This is a genomic window from Pseudomonas sp. FBCC-B1667 (assembly GCF_059133255.1).
On sequence record NZ_CP101437.1, the window covers coordinates 6,310,660 to 6,331,956 of the forward strand.

Sequence of the window (21,297 nt, forward strand, 5' to 3'; positions counted from 1 at the left end):
ACCAGGCACCGGGCAGATCAGCAATTCATATCACTTCTGTTTTTCCAGTTGGTGGTATTTGCCGTCCTTGTCCCACTCGTAAACCACGTAGTCGGAGACTTTCAGGTCGCCCTTGGCGTCCCAGGTCTTCTCGCCCATTACGGTTTTGACCGGGTGTGCTTTCAGCCATTTGGCGGCTTCTTCACCCTTGTTGGACTTGGCGCCATTGAAGCCAGCAGCCAATGCCTGGACTGTTGCGTAAGCGTAGAGGGTGTAACCTTCAGGCTCGGTACCGGCCTTGCGGAAAGCGTCTACCACGGTCTTGCTGTCAGGCAGCAGGCGCGGGTCGGCGCCAAAGGTCATCAGCACGCCGTCAACGTATTGTGCGCCACCGGCGGTGGTCACCAGTTCGTCGGTCACGATGCCGTCATCAGACATGAATTTCACGTCTTTCAGGCCTTCGGTACGCAGTTGTTTGACCAATGGACCGGCTTCCGGGTGCAGACCGCCGAAGTAAACGACGTCGGCGCCAGCAGCGCGAATTTTGGTGACCAGGGCGCTGAAGTCTTTTTCGCCACGGGTCAGGCCTTCGTAAATGACCGGAGTCACGCCACGCTTGATCAACTGAGCCTTGGTGGCGTCAGCCAGGCCTTGGCCGTAGGTGTCCTTGTCGTGGATGACCGCAACTTTCTTGCCCTTGAGCACGTCGACGATGTAGTCGCCAGCCACGATGCCTTGCTGGTCGTCACGCCCGCACATACGGAACATGGCGCTCAGACCGCGCTCGGTAACGGCCGGGTTGGTGGAACCTGGAGTCATTACGATAATGCCTGCTTCGTCGTAGATCTCGGAGGCCGGGATGGTCGACGAGGAGCAGAAGTGACCGACCACGCCAGCCACTTTCTGGTTGGTCAGGTCCTTGGCGACCGTCACAGCCTGTTTCGGTTCGCAGGCGTCATCGCCCTTCACCAGTACGATTTTTTCCCCGTTAACGCCGCCCGATGCGTTGATTGCGTCGGCTGCAGCCTGTGCACCCTTCATGTACTGCTCGCCAAATGCCGCGTTGGCGCCCGTCATTGGACCCGCTACACCGATTTTCACATCAGCTTGAGCAAACGCAGAAACACCCAACGCAGTAGCCACTGCGAGGGCCAGAAAGCCTTTCTTGTAAAACGTCTGGGACATGAGGTGGTGCTCCAAGGTTTTTTTTAGTTGGCACTTCGACTTCTCTGAATGCTCAGAGCAAGTGCCGTGCCATCGGTTTTTTATTCTGAAAAAAGTCGCTGCCTTATTGTTTTTCGACTGTTTCGATCCCATTTTCATTGGGCGTGCAACCGTCTAAACCGCGGAAGGTGAAACCGTTTATTTTTAAAGGCGCAACCCTCATGCGCCATCATTGCAACCGCGGCATCAAACGACGTGCAACCAGCCTGTAACAACGTGCGTCACCGAAGTGCACACTGCTGGTGCGGGACTGCTACAACCCGCACCATTACAGGCTAGTCGCTGCGCTGAAAAGCGCCGCTTCCAGCAACAAATTTCAACCATCAGATAACGATCCGCAAGCACTGGCCTGCGTGATACAGCGAGAAACCAGCTTCATACAGGCGACTGCGCAACCCTACTCCCGCCAGGGGCTGCATCGGTGCGAACGGAATCGGCAATGCTTGAGGATTTCCGTTACACAAATAATCGGCAAAGGCTTTGCCGACGACTGTCCCCGTGGTTACGCCCCGGCCGTTGTAACCAGTCACTGCCACTAGCCCAGGCGCTGGCTCGAACAGACGCATCAAATGATCGGGTGTAAACGCAATGCACCCGGTCCAGGTGCATTCCCACTCCACCGGTTTGAGGTAGGGGAAATAATGCTGTTGAACACGGTCAGCCCATGCTTTCAGGAACCAGGCCGGCTTCTGATTGCCATTACCGAGACTGCCTAGCAGCAGACGCCCATCCTTGTCGCGACGAATACTGCTGAGCACCTGCCGGGTGTCCCACGAACCCTGTCCGCCAGGCAAAATCTGTTGCGCGGCGGCTTCGGTCAGCGGGACTGAAGCGACCTGATAGTAGTAACCGGGGAAGAAGTTCTTCCGCAGCTCAGTCCAGTCGCCTTCGGTGTAAGCGTTGGAGGCGATGACGACTTTCTCAGCCATGACCGAGCCCTGAGCGGTTTGCACAGACCAGCGCTGGCCCTGACGTTCGAGCCGGGTAACCGGGGAATGATCGAACAGCTGACCGCCGAGGCTGATGGCCGCTTTGGCCAGCCCGGTGGTATAGGCCATCGGATTGAGGGTCCCGGCACGACGATCAAGCAACGCAGCGGCGATTTTCCTGGTGCCCGTCGCTTCCTCGCAGGCCTGGCCGGTCAACAGCTCGACCGGAGCGCCGCGACGTTTCCACTGTTCTTCACGACTGCGCAAATCCGCCTCGCCACGGGCGTTGTGCGCCATGTGCAGCGTGCCTTCGCGGCGTAACTGGCAATCGATGTTGTATTTGTCCACAAGGCTGAACACCAGGGACGGTGCCGCGCCAAGCATGCGGTTGAGCTGGCTGCCTACCGCTTCGCCGAATCCGGCTTCGATGTCGTCCGGTGGAATCCACATGCCGGCGTTGACCAGGCCGACATTGCGCCCCGAACCGCCATGGCCCGCGCGATGAGCTTCCAGCACACACACCGACTTACCTTGTTCCAGCAGATGAACAGCCGCCGACAAACCGGTGAACCCGGCACCGATGACGCAGACATCGACTGTCACTTCACCCTTGAGCGCCGCGTTGTCGGGCCTTTGCGGCGTCAGTTTTTCCCACAGACACTCTTCGCGTAACGGCATTGCCAGACTCCAACAGAAACCTAACCAACACACCATTCAAGTGTGGGAGCGGGCTTGCTCGCGAAGGCGTCGGCACTTCCAGCATCTATGTCACTGGAAGATCGCCTTCGCGAGCAAGCCCGCTCCCACATTAGATCTCCTGGGTTCAAGAACTGTGTTTAATCGAACGTGATCCCTTGAGCCAACGGCAATTCCAGCGAGTAGTTCACGGTGTTGGTCTGGCGACGCATGTAGCCGCGCCATGCATCGGAGCCCGATTCACGACCTCCGCCGGTTTCTTTTTCGCCCCCAAACGCGCCACCGATTTCGGCACCGCTCGGGCCAATGTTGACGTTGGCGATGCCGCAGTCGCTGCCGACCGCCGACATGAATTGCTCGGCTTCACGCACGTCGGTGGTGAAGATGCACGACGACAGGCCTTGTGGCACGGCGTTGTTCAGGCGCAGGGCTTCGTCGAAATCCTTGTAACCGATTACGTACAAAATCGGCGCGAAGGTTTCGTGGCACACCACATCGCTTTGCTCCGGCATTTCAACAATGGCCGGGGCGACGTAGTAAGCGTTAGGGAATTTGTCTTCCAGTTGGCGCTTGCCGCCGAATACACGGCCGCCTTCGCTCAAGGCCTGCTCCAGCGCGTCCTGCATGTTGTCGAAACTTTGTTTGTCGATCAGTGGACCGATCAGATTGCCTTCCAGCGGATGGCCGATGCGCACTTTGGAGTACGCAGCTTTCAGGCGGGTGACGATTTCTTCCTTCACCGATTCGTGCGCAATCAGACGACGCAGGGTGGTGCAACGCTGGCCGGCAGTGCCGACGGCGCTGAACAGGATGGCGCGAACGGCCATGTCCAGGTCGGCGCTTGGGCCGAGGATCATCGCGTTATTGCCGCCCAGTTCGAGAATGCTGCGAGCGAAACGCGCGGCGATTTTCGGAGCCACTTCGCGGCCCATGCGGGTGCTGCCGGTGGCGCTGATCAGTGCGACACGCGGGTCATCGACCAGTGCTTCGCCGGCGTCGCGGCCGCCGATGATCACTTGGCTCAGGTGCGGCGGTGCATCGCTGAAGTTTTTCAGCACTCGATCGAACAGCGCCTGGCAGGCCAGCGCGGTCAGCGGGGTTTTCTCGGACGGTTTCCAGATCACCGGGTTGCCGCAAACCAGCGCCAGCGTGGTGTTCCAGGCCCAGACCGCAACCGGGAAGTTGAACGCACTGATGACGCCGACAACGCCCAGCGGGTGCCAGGTTTCGCGCATGTGGTGGCCAGGACGCTCGGAAGCGATGGTCAAACCGTACAGCTGACGGGACAGGCCGACGGCGAAATCGCAGATGTCGATCATTTCCTGAACTTCGCCCAGGCCTTCCTGAGTAATCTTGCCGGCTTCCCAGGAGACCAGCTCGCCGAGGTCGGCCTTGTATTCGCGCAGGATGTCGCCCAGTTGGCGCACCAGTTCGCCACGGCGCGGCGCCGGGACCTTGCGCCACAATTCGAACGCATGATCGGCACGACTGATGTGCTGCTCGACTTCAGCAGCGCCTTCCCAGTTCACGGCAGCAATCTGGCTGCCATCGATCGGCGAATGCACCGGCACTTTGCCGTTCTGGTACAGGGCCGGGTTTACACCAAGACGATCAAGCAATGCGGCAACCATGGGTGACTCCTCAAGCGAAAAACACAAAGGGTGCAGCCGGAAAAATCACGGCTGATCAGACCTGTAGTTTTAGCTCCCCGGAGGTTACCCAACAAACGACCTTTAAGAGAGATATCATTCCGTTTATTCATGCTGCGAATTGCTGGTAAGAAAGAAACAAGAAAAAGGACTACCCATGCTGAATAAACGTTACCTGCCATCGATCACAGCACTGCAGTGTTTCGAGGCCGTGACCCGGCATTTGAGCTTCACCCGGGCCGCCGAAGAGCTGAACCTGACCCAGAGCGCGGTCAGTAAACAGGTCGCGCAACTGGAAGAATTGTTGCAGCACTTGTTGTTCCGCCGCGTGCGCCGACGCCTGCAAATGACCCCGGCCGGTGATTTGTACCTGGTCGAAGTCAGAAAAATCCTCACCCAGGTCGAGATGTCGACCCATTACTTGCGCTCCTACGGCGGTGAAACCGAAGTCTTGCGCGTCTCGACGCCCCCGACTTTTGGCGCACGCTGGCTCGTACCCCGTCTGAAAGGCTGGCGCCTGCGCCATCCGTCGATCCATCTGGACCTGTGCAGCGAGCAGGAAGCCGATGATTTATTGCAAGGTCGCAGCGACCTGGCGTTCTACTTCGGCCAGGGCTCACGGCCCGGCACCGAATGCCTGAAGCTGTTTGGCGAGGAACTGGTGCCGGTTTGCGCACCGGGCAGCCTTCCCGACAAGCCGTTCACCGACCCGACGCAACTCACCGATCTGGTCCTGCTGCAAAACGCATCCCGCCCGCAGGCCTGGCACGACTGGTTCGACAGTCAGGGCTACCATACCGAGCACAGCTACCACGGCCCACGCTTTGAGACCTTCTACATGTGCATCCGAGCCGCCCAGGTCGGCTGCGGCGTGGCGCTGTTGCCCAGATTTTTGGTGGAAGAGGAATTGGCCGACGGCAAACTGGTCATCCCCTGGAAACACGCGATGCCGAGCACGGATGCCTATTACCTGGCGTATCCCGAACATTCGGCGGAAGTGCCCAAGGTGCGGGATTTTGTGAAATGGATGCTGGAGCAGATAGATAGCCCGGATGCACCGAAAATCTAAAACCTCACCCCTACAGGGATCTGCGTTGTCCAAAAAATCACTGGCAATCTTTACCGGTGATATGCGCCACTATCCCCATTCAATGCGGAGAACCCCGTTATGAGCGAGAGCGTGTTTGGCGATCGCATCGTGCAGAACCTGCTCGACACCGACTTCTACAAACTGACGATGATGCAGGCGGTGCTGCATAACTACCCTAACGTCGAAGTCGAATGGGAGTTTCGTTGCCGCAACAGTGAGGATTTACGCCCGTACCTGGCGGAGATCCGTTTCCAGATCGAGCGTCTGGCGGAGCTGAGCCTGAGCGCTGATCAGTTGAGTTTTCTGGAGCGCATCAGTTTTCTGAAGCCGGACTTCCTGCGATTTCTAGGACTGTTTCGCTTCAACCTGCGTTACATCCACACCGGCATCGAAAACGGCGAGCTGTTCATCCGTCTGCGCGGGCCGTGGCTGCATGTGATTCTGTTCGAAGTACCACTGCTGGCGATTGTCAGTGAAGTGCGCAACCGCTATCGCTACCGGGAAATCGTCCTGGAACAGGCGCGCGAACAGCTGTACCGCAAGTTCGACTGGCTGACCGCCAACGCCAGCAGCGACGAATTGTCCGAGTTGCAGGTCGCCGATTTCGGCACGCGGCGTCGCTTTTCATACCGTGTGCAGGAAGAAGTGGTGAACGTGCTCAAGCACGACTTTCCCGGGCGCTTCGTTGGCACCAGCAATGTGCACCTGTCCCGGGAGCTGGACATGAAACCATTGGGCACCATGGCCCACGAATGGATCATGGCCCACCAGCAACTGGGGCCGCGGCTGATCGACAGTCAAATCGCCGCGCTCGACTGCTGGGTGCGCGAGTACCGTGGCCTGCTGGGGATCGCCCTGACTGACTGCATCACCATGGATGCTTTCCTCGGTGATTTCGACCTGTTTTTCGCCAAACTTTTCGACGGTCTGCGCCACGATTCGGGTGATCCGGTGGTATGGGCGGAAAAAGCCATCGCCCACTATCACAAGCTCGGCATCGACCCGATGAGCAAGACGCTGACATTCTCCGATAGCCTGACCCTGCCCAAGTCGCTGGAGATATTCCGCGCGCTGCGGGGTCGGATCAATGTCAGCTTTGGCATCGGCACTCACCTGACCTGTGATATTCCGGGTGTCGAACCGATGAGCATCGTGCTTAAAATGACGGCCTGCGACGGCCAGCCCGTGGCAAAGATTTCTGATGAGCCTGGCAAGACTCACTGCAAAGACCCGAACTTCGTCGCCTATTTGCGACACGTTTTCCAAGTACCTGCCGCCCTTTCAAGCACATCTAGCAAGGAGTGAATTCATGCAAGCCGTACAGCGTGAGATTGCTGAGCAGCTCAAGGTTCAACCACCGTTTGCCGACGAGGCCGCCCTTGAGGCAGAAGTCGTCCGGCGGGTGAGTTTCATTCAGGATTGCCTGGTCAATTCCGGGCTCAAGACCCTGGTGCTGGGCATCAGCGGTGGCGTCGACTCCCTGACCGCTGGCCTGCTGGCCCAACGCGCGATGCGCGAACTGCGTCAGCGCACCGGCGACAAGAGTTACAAATTCATCGCGGTGCGTTTGCCGTACGAGACTCAGTTCGATGAACACGACGCCCAGGCTTCGGTGGACTTCATCGCCCCGGACGAGCGCCACACCGTGAATATCGGTCCGGCGGTCAAATCCCTGGCCAATGAAGTCGCTGCCTTTGAAGGCAAGCACGCGGTGTCGGTGGATTTCGTTCTCGGCAACACCAAGGCGCGCATGCGCATGGTCGCTCAGTACACCATCGCTGGCGCGGCCCAGGGCCTGGTGATCGGCACTGACCACGCGGCGGAAGCGGTGATGGGTTTCTTCACCAAGTTCGGTGACGGCGCCTGCGACCTGGCACCGTTGAGCGGTCTGGTGAAGAATCAGGTTCGCAACATTGCCCGCAGCTTCGGGGCGCCGGAATCTCTGGTAGAGAAAATCCCGACGGCCGACCTGGAAGACCTGTCGCCGGGTAAGCCGGACGAAGCGTCCCACGGCGTGACCTATGCCGAGATTGATGCGTTCCTGCACGGTGAGCCGGTGCGTGAGGAAGCGTTCAAGATCATTTGTGAGACTTACAAGAAAACTCATCACAAGCGGGTGATGCCGTTTGCGCCTTGATTCACGTGGCGTTCTTACGGACGCCATCGCTGGCAAGCCAGGCTCCCACAGGGTTCACGTCGGACGCCGGTAAGGGGCAAGACGCAAATCCTGTGGGAGCGTGGCTTGCCCGCGATGAACGATGACTCGATCAAACGTCAGGCACAAAAAAAGCGTCCCAAGTGGACGCTTTTTTTATGAGCTCGATTCGATTACTTCAGGGTAACCGTGCCTTTCATCATCGAGATGTGGCCCGGGAACGAGCAAAAGAAACCGTAGCTTTCGCCAGCCGCCAGCTTCGACACATCGAAGGTCACCGAATCCGTTTCGCCAGCGCCGATGACTTTGGTGTGAGCGATGATGCGTGCATCACCTTCTTTCAGATAGTTCTTTTCAATGCCGGCCGCCATGCCGTCGGTGGCGATCGGCTGCATGTCAGCTGTTTTACTGAGCACCCAGTTATGGCCCATGACGTTCTTCGGCAAGCTGCCGGAGTGCTTCAGATCCACGGTGAAGGTCTTGCAGCTCTTGTCGATCGTGATGTCCTTGGTGTCGAAGGACATCTGGTCAGTGGAGTCGACGGTGACCTTGCACTCTGCAGCCATCAATTGACTGCTGGCCAGCGTCAGCAGGGATACCGCAACAAGTTTGGCAAACATGGTGAATCTCCAAGGCAGGGTTAACGAAAAGTGCGAATGGACAGAAGACTGCCTGAAAACGTAGCAAGTTCCTATGACCTGAATCAAAAATTGTATACAACTTTAGCGCTATGACACCTATCGAAACAATCTACCAGCCAAGCGTCTGGCACGCCCCTATCATCGGGCCATCATCTTCTACCGGGAGCGCCTGTCATGTCCTTGAATAGCCTGTTGTGCAGTTTGCTTGCCGCTTACGCCTGTGGCGCCAGCGGCACTTATGAAACACCTCAGCGCGAGGTTTAACCCTTGGAGCGTAGCTGAGCTGCCTTTACTCTGTGGTCATCCTGACCCTGGAGCAAGGCATGTCTTTGAAGTCTGTTTGTGTTTTTTGCGGCGCCAGCACCGGCACCCACCCAGCCTACCGTGAAGCAGCGGTTGCCTTGGGACGAGCCTTGGCTAAACGCAACTTGACCCTGGTCTATGGCGGTGGCGCCGTCGGCCTGATGGGGGTTGTTGCTGATGCTGCACTGGCGGCCGGCGGTGTAGTGATCGGGATCATCCCGCAAAGCCTCAAGGACAAGGAAATCGGCCACAGCGGCCTGACGCGCCTGGAAGTGGTCGACGGCATGCATGCGCGCAAGGCGCGGATGGCCGAACTCAGCGACGCGTTTATCGCGCTGCCCGGTGGACTCGGCACGCTGGAAGAACTGTTCGAAGTCTGGACCTGGGGCCAGCTCGGCTATCACCACAAGCCGCTCGGCCTGCTGGAAGTGAACGGTTTCTACAGCAAATTGACCGGTTTTCTTGATCATATCGTCGGCGAAGGCTTCGTTCGCGCACCGCACCGTGACATGCTGCAAGTGAGCGAATCACCGCAAACCCTGCTCGATGCCCTGGACGCCTGGCAACCGTCGGTCCTGCCAAAATGGACCGATCAAAAACCCAGCTAACGGCTCGGCACCGATACAGGGCAGAATATGCGCCGCTCAACCTCACCTTCGACCCCAGAGGATCGCCCATGGCTAAACCTAATTATTCCTTCGCCAAACGTCAGAGAGACTTGGCCAAGGAGCAGAAGAAAGAGGAAAAGCTTCAGCGCAAGAAAGCTACAGCTGAAGAAGAAGCAGCAGCACTGAACCCGGATGCCGAAGGCGAAGTGGCTACAGACGAAACGGAAGCACCGAAAGATCAGGCGCCCGACGCCTGAGACCCTCAGGGCCGGATGATCTGATCAGGCCCACCGGATCTGTGTCCAGGGTCAGCAGTTTCTTTTGCTGACCCTCACAGCCCGCCTCTGAAATACCCCAATCCAAAGAACACACACAGTCCCGTGTAGGCGTGAGCCTGCTCGCGATTGCGGTGTGTCAGATAAATAAATGTTGAATGTGCCACCGCTATCGCGAGCAGGCTCACGCCTACAGGGGATCTGCGTTACTCCAGTGGCATCACGGTGACGCGGACCTCCGGGTCGTGATTGCCGCCCCCCAGAATCACCCCACGCAACGGCGAGACATCGGAGAAATCCCGGCCCCAGGCCAGGGTGATGTGTTCGAGTGCCGGCTGAACGTTGTTGGTCGGGTCGAAATCGACCCAGCCCAGCACCGGGCAAAACACCGAGACCCAGGCGTGGGAAGCGTCAGCGCCGATCAATCGCGGCTGGCCCGGCGGCGGCTGAGTCAGCAGGTAACCGCTGATGTAGCGCGCGGCCAGACCACGGGAACGTACGCATGCGAGCATCAGGTGGGCGAAGTCCTGGCAGACCCCGCGTCGGCGCTCCAGCACTTCCACCAACGGCGTCGCCACTTGGGTCGCTTCGGCGTCAAAAGTGAATTCGCTGAAAATTTTCTCCATCAGTGCCTGAACGCCCCACAACAACGGTCGCCCCGCTGGAAAGCAGCTCTCGGAAAACTGCACAAAATTGCGTTTCAAATGCACGTAAGGCGATTCGAACCGATATCGACAGGCTTCCAGAATGTCCGGGGACAGCGGCTGGCTGCTGTAGGTCAACGCATTGCGGGTGGCCTCCCAGGGCGGCGAGTGATTGAAATCCAGCGCGGGCCGGGGCAGGACCTCGACGGTCAGGCTGGCATTGACCAGCAATTCATCGTGCGGGCGCTCGAAGGCCAGGCGCGTGAGCGGATTGCCAAACACATCCAGCTCATCCCGGCGCGTGGTCGGGTCGGGACTGATCTGCAATTGTCGATCGGTGCAGCGTTGCCAGGCGCAGGGCCGCGGCCAGAGATGAGCGAGCTGCTGGGCCAAAGACACCGGGCTGTCATAGTGATAATGGGTGTCGTGGAAAATCTGGTAGTGAGCACTCATCAGACGGACACCGTACGCTGGCTGACATCATCGACATGGGCGAAATGGCGCAGGGCCAGGCGATCCGACACTTGGCCACTGGCGTCGGCAATCTCTTGCAGCAAATCGGCCAGCCCAACGAGTGCTGCGCGAACGCTGGCTTCACCGAACAAGGCGTTTTCCAGGCAGCCCAGATCAAACTGCGCCAGCCGTTCCACCAACAGCGGCAAACCGGCTTCCCGTGGCACGCCAAAGTCATCATTCAAACGCTTCAGCGTTCGCGTCACCAGCTTCAACTGGAAGAGCACGGCGTGGGGGTTTTGCTCATCGAGCAGCAACAAGTCGAGCACCGGCAGCAATTGCGCCACCGCCAGATACCGCGAGCGGTAGGTGATGCTGCTGTTGCCCAATTCCAGCAGCCATTCCAGCCCGGCCTGATCGAAAGCCCCGGCCCCGCGTAAAAACGCCGCCAGGCTGGCGCTGAGAAATTGCAGGCGCTCGATCCGTCGGCCGATCATCAGAAAACGCCAGCCTTCGTCGCGAGTCATGTCGTCGAGGGCGAAACCTGACAACGCCGCCAGCGACATCACCAGGCGGTTGAGAAAATCCAGCAACTCACCGAAATCCGGTTCTTCAGTTTCCAGTTCCATGGCTTCGCGCTGCAACTCCACCAGCGCCTGCCAGTTTTCCCGCGAAAGCTTGCCGCGCACTTGCGAGGCCGCCCACTGCAAGCGTTGCAGATTGGAACGCAGGCTAAATGGCCAGTCGTCACCGAGTAACGCGGCCAACAAGCGCTCTGGCAACTCGCCTTCATCAGGTAACAGGTTCAGACGTTCCCCGAGGTTGACGGCCGCCTGCAAGGCTTGCGGATCATCGCCATCCACGTAGCGCGCCAGCACGATTCGCAGCAGTCGTGCGCTGTCATCACAACGCTCGCAATAGCGGCCGAACCAGAACAGGTTTTCCACCACACGCGAGGGCAAATAAGGGTCGCGCCGAACCAGGTCATGCACACCGATCGTGCGCTGGGTTTTCCATTGCTCGCCACTGGGCGGACGATCCCCCAGTACCCATGTGTCCTTGCTTGCACCGCCGCGCTGCATCGACACCACTTCGGCGTCTGCCTCGGCCGCAACGCGAGTCAGGCCGCCCGGTAAAACCCGGTAGCCATCATGGCTGGCCACGGCGTAGACGCGCATGCCGATGGCACGCGGTTGCAGTTGACCGTCCTCGGCCTGCCAGATTGGCGCTTGCGACAACTGAGCCATTTCTTGCGCAACATAGGCGTAAGGTCGCGCCTGCATGCGCTCGGACAGGGCCTGACGCTGTTTTTCACTCAGATCACGACCGAACACCGGCGCGAAGCTTTGCGACGGGAAGGCCGGTTTGATTAGCAACTCCGGCAATTTTTCCAGCGCTTGAGCCAACACCGGCGCCTCGCCGCACCACCAGGTCGCGATGGACGGCAGGATAAGTTCTTCGCCGAACAGAAACTGATTGATCTTCGGCAGAAAGCCCAGCAGCCCCGGCGACTCAAGCACGCCGCTGCCGAGAGCATTGGCCACCAGCACCCGCCCTTGTCGCACGGCTTCGAGCAACCCCGGCACACCCAATGCGGAATCGGTGCGCAGTTCCAGCGGATCGCAGAAGTCATCATCGAGCCGGCGCATGATCGCGTGAACCCGACGCAAGCCGCTCAGGGTTTTCAGGTAGACCGTGGCATCGCGCACCGTGAGGTCGCCGCCCTCCACCAGCGGGTAACCGAGCTGTCGCGCCAGATACAGGTGTTCGAAATAGCTTTCGTTGAAGCGTCCGGGCGTCAGCAAAACGATCAGCGGCGCTTCGTCATCGCGGGGGGCTTGCCGAGCCAGGGTTTCCTGAAGCGTGCGGAAGAACCCGGCCAGATGCTGCACCCTCAAATCGCGATACAACTCGGGAAACGCTCGCGAGACGATGGTGCGGTTTTCCAGGGCATAACCGGCGCCGGAGGGCGCCTGAGTCCGGTCTGCGGTGACCCACCAGCGGCCATCGGGCGTGCGCGCCAGATCGACGGCGTACAGATGCAGAAAAGCCCCTTCGGGCGGCGCAATGCCCTGACAGGGCCAGAGGAAGTTGTTGTGACCGAACACCAGCTCTGCCGGCAGCAGGCCTTCGGCGATCAAGCGTTGCGGGCCGTACAGGTCCGCCAGCACCGCATTCAACAGGCGCGCCCGTTGAGCGATCCCCGCTGACAACTGCGCCCACTCATCCGCAGCAATCACATGCGGCAACAAGTCCAGTTCCCATGGCCGATCCGCGCCCTTGGGGTCGGCGTAGACGTTGTAGGTCACGCCGTTTTCCTGGATCTGCCGGGTCAGCAAGGCCTGACGCTGCACCAATTGCGAAGGCGTGCTGCGTTGCAATTGGTCGATCAGCCGGCGCCAGTGCGGGCGTACGGCGCCGCTGTCGTCGAGCAGTTCGTGATAAGTGCCCGCCGTCAGCGGGTAGCGGTCAAGCAGGTCAGGCATGGAAAGCTCGGCAGACAGCAAAGAACGGTCAGACTAACGCACGCTCATGACGCCCGGATAGACGAAAGATCCGAGCGTCGCGTACGACTTAGAAACGTCGTAAATCGAGCGTCATCGGCAGCTCGTCGTTGATTTCCAGAGCCGGTACAGGCAGTTTTCCCGGCGTGTGTCCGATGCGGAAAAAACGCGCCATTCGCCGGCTCTCGGCCTCATTGGCGTTCACCGGCAAACTGTCGTAGTTGCGGCCACCCGGATGGGCGACGTGGTATTGGCAGCCTCCCAGCGAACGTTGCATCCAGGTGTCGAGCAGGTCGAACACCAACGGCGCGTGGACCGGGATGGTCGGTTGCAAACAATTGGCCGGTTGCCAGGCGCGAAAACGCACGCCAGCGACAAACTCGCCAACCCGCCCGGTGGGTTGCAACGGCACCGGAATGCCATTGCAAGTCAGCAGATAACGTTGTGGTGGCAGGCCCGTGAGCTTGACTTGCAAGCGCTCCAGCGACGAATCCACATACCGCACCGTGCCGCCGACCGCGCCCTCCTCGCCCAGCACATGCCACGGCTCCAGCGCCTGACGCAATTGCAGCTCGATGCCGCTGACCGCGTAATCGCCGACCTTGGGAAAACGGAACTCCAGATGCGCAGCGAACCACTCGGCCCGCACCGGATAACCGGCCGCGTTGAGATCGACAATGACGTCAGCGAAGTCCTGCTCGATGAAGTGCGGCAACAGGAAGCGGTCATGCAACTCCGTGCCCCATCGCGCCAGCTTCGGCGGTGCATAAGGCTCGCGCCAGAACCGCGCGACCAGCGCCCGCAGCAACAATTGCTGGGCCAGGCTCATGCGCGCATGGGGTGGCATTTCAAAAGCACGCAATTCGAGCAGGCCCAGGCGGCCGGTAGCGCCGTCAGGGGAATACAGTTTGTCGATGCAGAATTCGGCGCGGTGGGTGTTGCCGGTCACGTCGATCAGCAAGTTGCGCAGCAGCCGGTCCACCAGCCATGGCGCGCATTCCTCACCCGGTTCAGGCATTTGGGCGAAGGCGATTTCCAGTTCATACAACGCATCATTGCGCGCTTCGTCGACTCGCGGCGCCTGGGACGTCGGGCCGATGAACAATCCGGAAAACAGGTAGGACAGCGACGGGTGGTTATGCCAGTAGCTGATCAGGCTGCGCAGCAGGTCGGGACGGCGCAGAAACGGCGAGTCGGCCGGGGTCGCGCCACCGAGCACGAAATGGTTTCCGCCGCCCGTTCCGGTGTGCCGGCCGTCGATCATGAATTTTTCGGTGGTCAGTCGGGTCTGGCGCGCTTCTTCGTACAGGAACTCGGTGCGTTCGACCAACTCGTCCCACGTCGCAGACGGTTGCACGTTAACCTCGATTACGCCTGGATCCGGGGTAATTCGGAAGTTGCTCAGGCGTGGATCGCTAGGCGGTTCATAGCCTTCCAGCAACACCGGGCAATGCAGTTCTTCGGCAGTGGCTTCGATGGCGGTGACCAGTTCCAGATAGTCCTCGACCCGCTCCAGCGGCGGCATGAACAGGTACAACCGCCCTTCCCGGGCTTCGGCGCAGAACGCGGTACGCGTCAGCCAGTCGGCAGACTCGTCGATTTTTGGTTCGCGCTCAACCGCTTCCGCCGGCACGCCCGGACTGTTCAACGCCATGGTGTCGGGAAGCGCGGGGTATTCCTGATTCGGATCGTTGGGATGAATGAACGGATACTCGGCCGCTTTCACCCAAGGCTGCGAGCCGAGCGGCAGGCGATAACCCAGCGGCGAATCCCCCGGCACCAGCCGGCAATGCTCGTCACGCAGGTACCAGCGACCGCTTTGCCATTGATCCCCCTTGGCGGTGCGCGCCAGCGGCAGGACCTGGCCGATGACTTTATCCAGCCCCTGGCTGAAGACTTTACGCAGGCGCGCACGCTCCAGCGGTTCTTCCAGACGTGAGTCTTCGGCGCTGACGTTTTGCGGCAATGTGCCTTCGCGCCAGAGGTAATAGAAATTGTCTTCGTAGGCCGGGAACACGAAGCGTGTGGGAATCTTCAGCCGTTCGGCGACACTCGACAGAAAACGCCCAGCCAGTGCGCCGTCGGCGCCGTAAGCTTCCTGCTCATCGGCGATCAGCGCGCTGTTGTGCCAGATCGGCACGCCATCGCGACGCCAGTAGCAATTCAATGACCAACGCGGCAGTTGCTCGCCGGGGTACCACTTGCCCTGGCCGAAATGCACCAGCCCCTTGGGCGCGTAGTGTTTGCGCATACGCTGGAACAGCTCGGCGGACAGTCGACGCTTGTCCGGGCCAAGCGCTGCGGTATTCCATTCGGCACCGTCCGGGTCATCGATGGAAACAAAAGTCGGCTCGCCGCCCATGGTCAGGCGCACATCTTCTTCCAGCAGGTCGGCATCGATCTGCCGGCCCAGCGCCTGGATCGCCTGCCACTGATCGTCGGTGTAGGGCTTGGTGACGCGAGGCGCCTCCCAAATCCGTTCCACGGACATTTCGTGGGTGAACTCGCACTCGCAAGGTTCCACCAGGCCGCTGATCGGCGCCGCTGAGCCCGGATCGGGGCTGCACGCCAACGGAATGTGGCCCTCGCCAGCAAACAGCCCTGAGGTCGCGTCCAGGCCTATCCAGCCGGCACCGGGCAAATAGACTTCGCACCAGGCATGCAGGTCGGTGAAATCCACGTCAGTGCCGGATGGACCGTCGAGGCTTTTGACGTCGGCGGTCAACTGGATCAGGTAACCGGAGACGAAGCGCGCGGCCAGTCCGAGGTTGCGCAGCAGTTGCACCAGCAACCAGGCCGAGTCGCGACAGGAACCGGAGGCGTGTTCGAGGGTGTGCTCGGGCGTCTGCACGCCCGGTTCCATGCGGATCAGGTAACCGATGTCTTCGCTCAAGCGCTGGTTGAGCGCGACGAGGAAATCCACGCTGGGCAGCGGCGTGCGGTCGATGCCGTCCAGATAGGCCTTGAACTTCGGCGTCAGGGGCAGGGTTTCCAGGTACGGCGCCAACTCTTTGCGCTCGTCGGCGGCGTAGGCAAACGGGATTTTTTCCGCGTAGGGCTCGAGGAAGAAGTCGAAGGGATTGAAGACGGCCATTTCCGCGAGCAGATCGACCTCGATCCGCAGCTCATCGGTTTTCTCCGGGAACACCAGCCGCGCCAGGTAATTGCCCTGGGGGTCCTGCTGCCAGTTGATGAAATGCTGCTCGGGCGAGACTTTCAGCGCATAGGAGAGTATCCGCGTGCGACTGTGGGCGGCCGGGCGCAGGCGAACGATCTGCGGACCGAGCTCGACGGCGCGGTCGTAGCGGTAATGCGTGACGTGGTGCAATGCGACATGAATCGACACGGCGTGCCTCCTGCGAGCCCTAAGCGTTCTCGAAAGCGCGCAAGACTTATGCCATCACGGCACCGCTGGCGCTTTCTCCATTTGCTTGACGCAGTACAGCACCAAAATCGGGCGATGCGGGAAATTGGTTGGGGGCAGTTGCACGCAAATGTTGCGAGGAAGCGGATGTACGCAGTCTTTGTGGCGAGGGAGCTTGCTCCCGTTGGGGCGCGAAGCGGCCCTCAAAGCAGACGACTGACGCGCAGCCGAACGGGAGCAAGCTCCCTCGCCACCCATGATCACCGGCTCAGAAACGCAAAACGCCAACCCGAAGGTTGGCGTTCTGTTCAGCTCAAGCGAGGCTTAGCGCGGTACAACCGGCTTGCGCGCAGGCTTAGGGCCTTTGCCTTTGGCCGCGTCCTTACGTTCCTTGGCCGCCTGCTGGTTGCGGGCGAACGCCGCCGCCTTGGCCTGTTCGCGCTTGTCCCACGGGTTACCGCCATCGCTGGCACGCGGCGGCAGGCCGGTGTGCTGGGTCAGGATCTTGGTGGTCTTTTCCCCTGCAACCTTGTGACTGCCGGCCGGTGTCGAGTTCTTGCGACGGGCGCTTTGGTAGCTGTCAGTCGCCGGCTGATGCAGTGGGATCAACTGGTTCTTGCCCGGCCCGATCAGGTCGGCGCGGCCCATGCGGGTCAACGCTTCACGCAGCATCGGCCAGCCTTTCGGGTCGTGATAGCGCAAGAACGCTTTGTGCAGGCGACGCTGCTCTTCGCTCTTGACGATGGTCACGGCATCGCTCTTGTAAGTGACCTTACGCAGCGGGTTTTTGCCCGAGTGGTACATCGCGGTGGCGGTGGCCATCGGCGACGGGTAGAACGCCTGCACCTGATCGGCGCGGAAGCCGTTGCCCTTGAGCCACAGGGCCAGGTTCATCATGTCTTCGTCGGTGGTGCCCGGGTGGGCGGCGATGAAGTACGGAATCAGGTACTGCTCTTTCCCGGCTTCCTTGGAGTACTTCTCGAACATGCGCTTGAACTTGTCATAGCTGCCGATGCCCGGTTTCATCATCTGGTTGAGCGGACCTTCCTCGGTGTGTTCCGGGGCGATCTTCAGGTAACCACCGACGTGGTGGGTCACCAGCTCCTTGACGTATTCCGGCGACTCTACCGCGAGGTCATAGCGCAGGCCGGAAGCAATCAGAATCTTCTTCACGCCCGGCAAGGCACGAGCACTGCGGTACAGCTGAATCAACGACGAATGGTCGGTGTTCAGATTCGGGCAGATACCGGGGAATACGCACGAAGGCTTGCGGCACGCGGATTCGATTTCCGGGCTCTTGCAGGCGATGCGGTACATGTTCGCGGTCGGGCCGCCGAGGTCGGAAATGACGCCGGTGAAGCCAGGGACCTTGTCGCGGATCTCTTCGATCTCGCGAATGATCGACTCTTCGGAACGGTTCTGGATGATCCGGCCTTCGTGCTCGGTGATCGAACAGAAGGTGCAGCCGCCGAAGCAGCCACGCATGATATTCACCGAGAAACGGATCATGTCGTAGGCCGGGATTTTTTCCTTGCCATACGCCGGGTGCGGAATGCGCGCATACGGCATGCCGAACACGTAGTCCATTTCTTCAGTGGTCATCGGAATCGGCGGCGGGTTGAACCAGACGTCGACTTCGCCGTGCTTCTGCACCAGGGCGCGGGCGTTGCCCGGGTTGGTTTCAAGGTGAAGCACGCGGTTGGCGTGAGCGTAAAGAACAGCGTCGCCCCGAACCTTTTCAACCGACGGCAGACGAATCACGGTTTTGTCGCGAGTCATCTTCGGGCTGGCGAGGATTTGTACGACCTTGGCTTCTTCCGGATCTTCAACCGGACCTTTTTCCTGCTCGATGGCGCAGGCCTGGGTGTCCTGGGTGTTCACGTACGGGTTGATGATCTTGTCGACCTTGCCCGGACGGTCGATGCGCGTGGAATCGACTTCGTACCAGTCTTTCGGCGTGTCACGACGGATGAATGCGGTGCCGCGCACGTCGGTGATGTCTTCGATCTTGTGACCGTAGGACAGACGCTGGGCGACTTCGACAATCGCACGCTCGGCATTGCCGTAGAGCAGGATGTCGGCGCAGGCGTCGATCAGGATCGAGTTGCGCACCCGGTCCTGCCAGTAATCATAGTGAGCGATACGGCGCAGGGAAGCTTCGATGCCACCAAGCACGATCGGCACGTGATTGTAGGCTTCCTTGCAGCGCTGGCTGTAAACCAGGCTCGCACGGTCCGGCCGTTTGCCCGCCAGGCCACCGGGGGTGTAGGCGTCATCGGAACGGATTTTCTTGTCGGCGGTGTAACGGTTGATCATCGAGTCCATGTTGCCGGCCGCGACACCGAAGAACAGGTTCGGCTCGCCGAGCTTCATGAAGTCGTCTTTGGACTGCCAGTTTGGCTGGGCAATGATCCCGACGCGGAAGCCTTGCGACTCCAGCAGCCGGCCGATGATCGCCATGCCGAACGACGGATGGTCAACGTACGCATCACCGGTGACGATGATGATGTCGCAGGAATCCCAGCCAAGCTGATCCATCTCCTCCCTGCTCATCGGCAGGAATGGCGCTGGACCGAAACATTCGGCCCAGTACTTGGGATAGTCAAATAACGGCTTGGCTGTTTGCATGACGATGACCGGTGTTGAGATGAAAAATCGCGGGCGCGGAATATAGCACAAAAAATAACCAATTCCGACGGCTATGGTCGGAAATGTCGGAGGCTCGTTGCGCAAGGCCCCTGAGGCAAAGCAGACCCCCTGTGGTGAGGGGGGCTTGCCCCCTCACCCCAAAAGCTCGCTCCCACAGGTTTTTACTCGTCGTCGAAGTTGTAGCTGCCCGGCGCCAGGTTCTCGAAGCGGGTGTACTTGCCGATGAACGCCAGTCGTGACGTACCGATTGGACCGTTCCGCTGCTTGCCGATGATGATCTCAGCGATGCCTTTGTGCTCGGTTTCCGGGTGATAAACCTCATCCCGGTACACGAACATGATCACGTCAGCATCCTGCTCGATCGCTCCGGATTCCCGGAGGTCGGAGTTGATCGGGCGTTTGTTCGGTCGTTGTTCCAGGGAGCGGTTGAGCTGGGACAGCGCCACCACCGGGCAGTTGAATTCCTTGGCCAGGGCCTTCAAGGAACGGGAGATCTCGGAAATTTCGTTGGTCCGGTTGTCACCGCCGGAACCTGGAATCTGCATCAATTGCAGGTAGTCGATCATGATCAGGGCGACGTCGCCGTGTTCGCGCACCAATCGACGGGTCCGCGCACGCATCTCCGACGGACTGATACCGGCCGTATCGTCAATGAACAGCTTGCGGTCGTTGAGCAGATTGACCGCCGAGGTCAGGCGCGGCCAATCGTCGTCGTCCAGGCGGCCAGCACGGACCTTGGTCTGGTCGATACGACCCAGCGACGACAACATACGCATGATCAGCGATTCACCTGGCATTTCGAGCGAGTAAACCAGCACGCACTTGTCGCTGCGCAAGACGGCGTTTTCCACCAGGTTCATCGCAAAGGTGGTTTTACCCATGGACGGACGGCCGGCGACGATGATCAGGTCGGACGGCTGCAGGCCGCTGGTTTTCTCATCGAGGTCGGTGTAGCCGGTGGAAAGGCCGGTGATGGCGTTGTCGGTGTTGAACAGGGTGTCGATGCGGTCGATGGCTTTGGTCAGCAGGTCATTCACGCTCACCGGGCCGCCGGTTTTTGGCCGGGCCTCGGCGATCTGGAAGATCTGCCGCTCAGCTTCGTCGAGAATCTCTTCAGCCGTGCGGCCTTCCGGGTTAAAGGCGCTGTCGGCAATCTCGGTGGCGATGCCGATCAGCTGGCGCAACGTCGCCCGGGCACGAACGATCTGTGCATAAGCCTTGATGTTGGCAACGGACGGCGTGTTTTTCGCCAATTCGCCAAGGTAACCGAGACCACCGACTTGCGAGGTCTGGCCTTCCTTGTCCAATTGCTCGGCAAGGGTCACGACGTCGATCGGGGAATTCTGGTCGGCAAGCTTGGCGATCGCGCGGAAGATCAGACGGTGGTCATGTCGATAGAAATCGCCATCCGACACTTGATCGAGCACGCGTTCCCAGGCGTTGTTGTCCAGCATCAAACCACCGAGCACGGCCTGTTCGGCCTCGATGGAGTGCGGCGGCACCTTCAGGGAAGCGGTTTGCAGATCGTATTGCTCGGGTGCGGAGATATCGTTCATGGCCACTTGAATTGAGTGTGTGAAAATCAGGAACTGCAGAAAGACAAAGGGCACGACCTGTAAACAGGATCGTGCCCGATGTTACCGGCAAGCACCCAAGGGTGCCAGCCGACAAGTACTACTTAAGCTGCTACCACGACAACGCGTACGGTGGCTTCAACTTCAGCGTGCAGGTGCACGGCTACGTCGAATTCGCCTACGTTGCGGATGGTGCCGTTCGGCAGACGAACTTCGCTTTTTGCAACTTCAACGCCAGAGGCGGTCAGTGCATCAGCGATGTCGTGAGTGCCGATCGAACCGAACAGCTTGCCTTCGTCACCGGCGGTGGCAGTGATAGTCACTTCCAGCTCAGCCAGTTGGGCGGCACGGCTTTCAGCCGAAGTTTTACGGTCTGCTGCGGCTTTTTCCAGCTCAGCGCGACGCTCTTCGAACGCAGCCAGGTTGGCAGCGGTCGCAGCGGTAGCTTTGCCGTAAGGCAGCAGGTAGTTACGACCGTAACCAGCCTTAACGTTCACTTTGTCACCCAGGTTGCCCAGGTTGGTGACTTTTTCCAGAAGGATCAGTTGCATGTGAAAATC

At 59.8% G+C, this 21,297-nt stretch carries 15 protein-coding genes; 5 read left to right on the top strand and 10 right to left on the bottom strand.

The window, feature by feature from the left end; translation table 11 throughout:
• Positions 1-30 precede the first annotated feature (30 nt).
• The 3 genes from NL116_RS29210 to amaB form a co-directional block, all read right to left on the bottom strand.
• Positions 31-1,164, bottom strand: coding sequence for an ABC transporter substrate-binding protein (locus tag NL116_RS29210; RefSeq protein WP_494375085.1), 1,134 nt, complete (start codon positions 1,162-1,164; stop codon positions 31-33).
• Between the two features lie 362 nt (positions 1,165-1,526).
• A complete protein-coding gene (gene amaA / locus NL116_RS29215; RefSeq protein ID WP_494375086.1) occupies positions 1,527-2,810 on the bottom strand; it encodes an L-pipecolate oxidase in 1,284 nt (427 codons plus the stop codon).
• A 158-nt stretch (positions 2,811-2,968) separates the two neighbouring features.
• Positions 2,969-4,459, bottom strand: a complete 1,491-nt coding sequence (amaB, locus tag NL116_RS29220) for an L-piperidine-6-carboxylate dehydrogenase (RefSeq protein ID WP_494375087.1) — start codon at positions 4,457-4,459, stop codon at positions 2,969-2,971.
• A gap of 175 nt (positions 4,460-4,634) precedes the next feature.
• Between amaB and NL116_RS29225 the strand changes: the two genes are divergently transcribed.
• From NL116_RS29225 to nadE, 3 genes are all read left to right on the top strand, one after another.
• A complete protein-coding gene (locus NL116_RS29225) occupies positions 4,635-5,546 on the top strand; it encodes a LysR family transcriptional regulator (RefSeq protein ID WP_494375088.1) in 912 nt (303 codons plus the stop codon).
• Between the two features lie 99 nt (positions 5,547-5,645).
• Positions 5,646-6,872, top strand: a complete 1,227-nt coding sequence (pncB, locus tag NL116_RS29230; protein WP_494375089.1) for a nicotinate phosphoribosyltransferase — start codon at positions 5,646-5,648, stop codon at positions 6,870-6,872.
• 4 nt (positions 6,873-6,876) lie between these two features.
• The gene (nadE, locus tag NL116_RS29235; protein WP_494375090.1) at positions 6,877-7,704 is read left to right on the top strand and encodes an NAD(+) synthase; all 828 of its coding nucleotides are present in this window, start codon (positions 6,877-6,879) and stop codon (positions 7,702-7,704) included.
• Between the two features lie 191 nt (positions 7,705-7,895).
• On the opposite strand, the gene azu is transcribed toward nadE, so the two are convergent.
• Entirely contained in the window at positions 7,896-8,342 is a 447-nt protein-coding gene (azu, locus tag NL116_RS29240; RefSeq protein WP_494375091.1) for an azurin, read from the bottom strand.
• A 344-nt stretch (positions 8,343-8,686) separates the two neighbouring features.
• Here azu and NL116_RS29245 point away from each other — a divergent pair, with 344 nt between their 5' ends.
• A complete protein-coding gene (locus tag NL116_RS29245) occupies positions 8,687-9,274 on the top strand; it encodes a cytokinin riboside 5'-monophosphate phosphoribohydrolase (protein ID WP_494375092.1) in 588 nt (195 codons plus the stop codon).
• A 68-nt stretch (positions 9,275-9,342) separates the two neighbouring features.
• Positions 9,343-9,531 (top strand): hypothetical protein, encoded by a 189-nt coding sequence (locus tag NL116_RS29250; protein WP_007947526.1) that lies wholly within the window; start codon positions 9,343-9,345, stop codon positions 9,529-9,531.
• Between the two features lie 224 nt (positions 9,532-9,755).
• Here NL116_RS29250 and NL116_RS29255 read toward each other — a convergent pair whose 3' ends face one another.
• The 6 genes from NL116_RS29255 to rplI all read right to left on the bottom strand — a co-directional run bounded on the left by NL116_RS29255 (position 9,756) and on the right by rplI (position 21,288).
• The gene (locus NL116_RS29255; protein WP_494375093.1) at positions 9,756-10,646 is read right to left on the bottom strand and encodes a transglutaminase family protein; all 891 of its coding nucleotides are present in this window, start codon (positions 10,644-10,646) and stop codon (positions 9,756-9,758) included.
• Entirely contained in the window at positions 10,646-13,132 is a 2,487-nt protein-coding gene (locus NL116_RS29260) for a circularly permuted type 2 ATP-grasp protein (RefSeq protein ID WP_494375094.1), read from the bottom strand. The genes NL116_RS29255 and NL116_RS29260 overlap by 1 nt, the downstream gene beginning before the upstream one ends.
• Positions 13,133-13,220: 88 nt before the next feature.
• On the bottom strand, positions 13,221-16,496 hold the full coding sequence (locus NL116_RS29265; RefSeq protein WP_494375095.1) for a transglutaminase family protein: 3,276 nt from the start codon (positions 16,494-16,496) through the stop codon (positions 13,221-13,223).
• A gap of 342 nt (positions 16,497-16,838) precedes the next feature.
• A complete protein-coding gene (locus tag NL116_RS29270; protein WP_494375096.1) occupies positions 16,839-19,142 on the bottom strand; it encodes a YgiQ family radical SAM protein in 2,304 nt (767 codons plus the stop codon).
• A 182-nt stretch (positions 19,143-19,324) separates the two neighbouring features.
• On the bottom strand, positions 19,325-20,719 hold the full coding sequence (gene dnaB, locus NL116_RS29275) for a replicative DNA helicase (RefSeq protein ID WP_007947521.1): 1,395 nt from the start codon (positions 20,717-20,719) through the stop codon (positions 19,325-19,327).
• Positions 20,720-20,841: 122 nt separating this feature from the next.
• The gene (gene rplI, locus NL116_RS29280; RefSeq protein ID WP_003197251.1) at positions 20,842-21,288 is read right to left on the bottom strand and encodes a 50S ribosomal protein L9; all 447 of its coding nucleotides are present in this window, start codon (positions 21,286-21,288) and stop codon (positions 20,842-20,844) included.
• Positions 21,289-21,297: the final 9 nt, after the last annotated feature.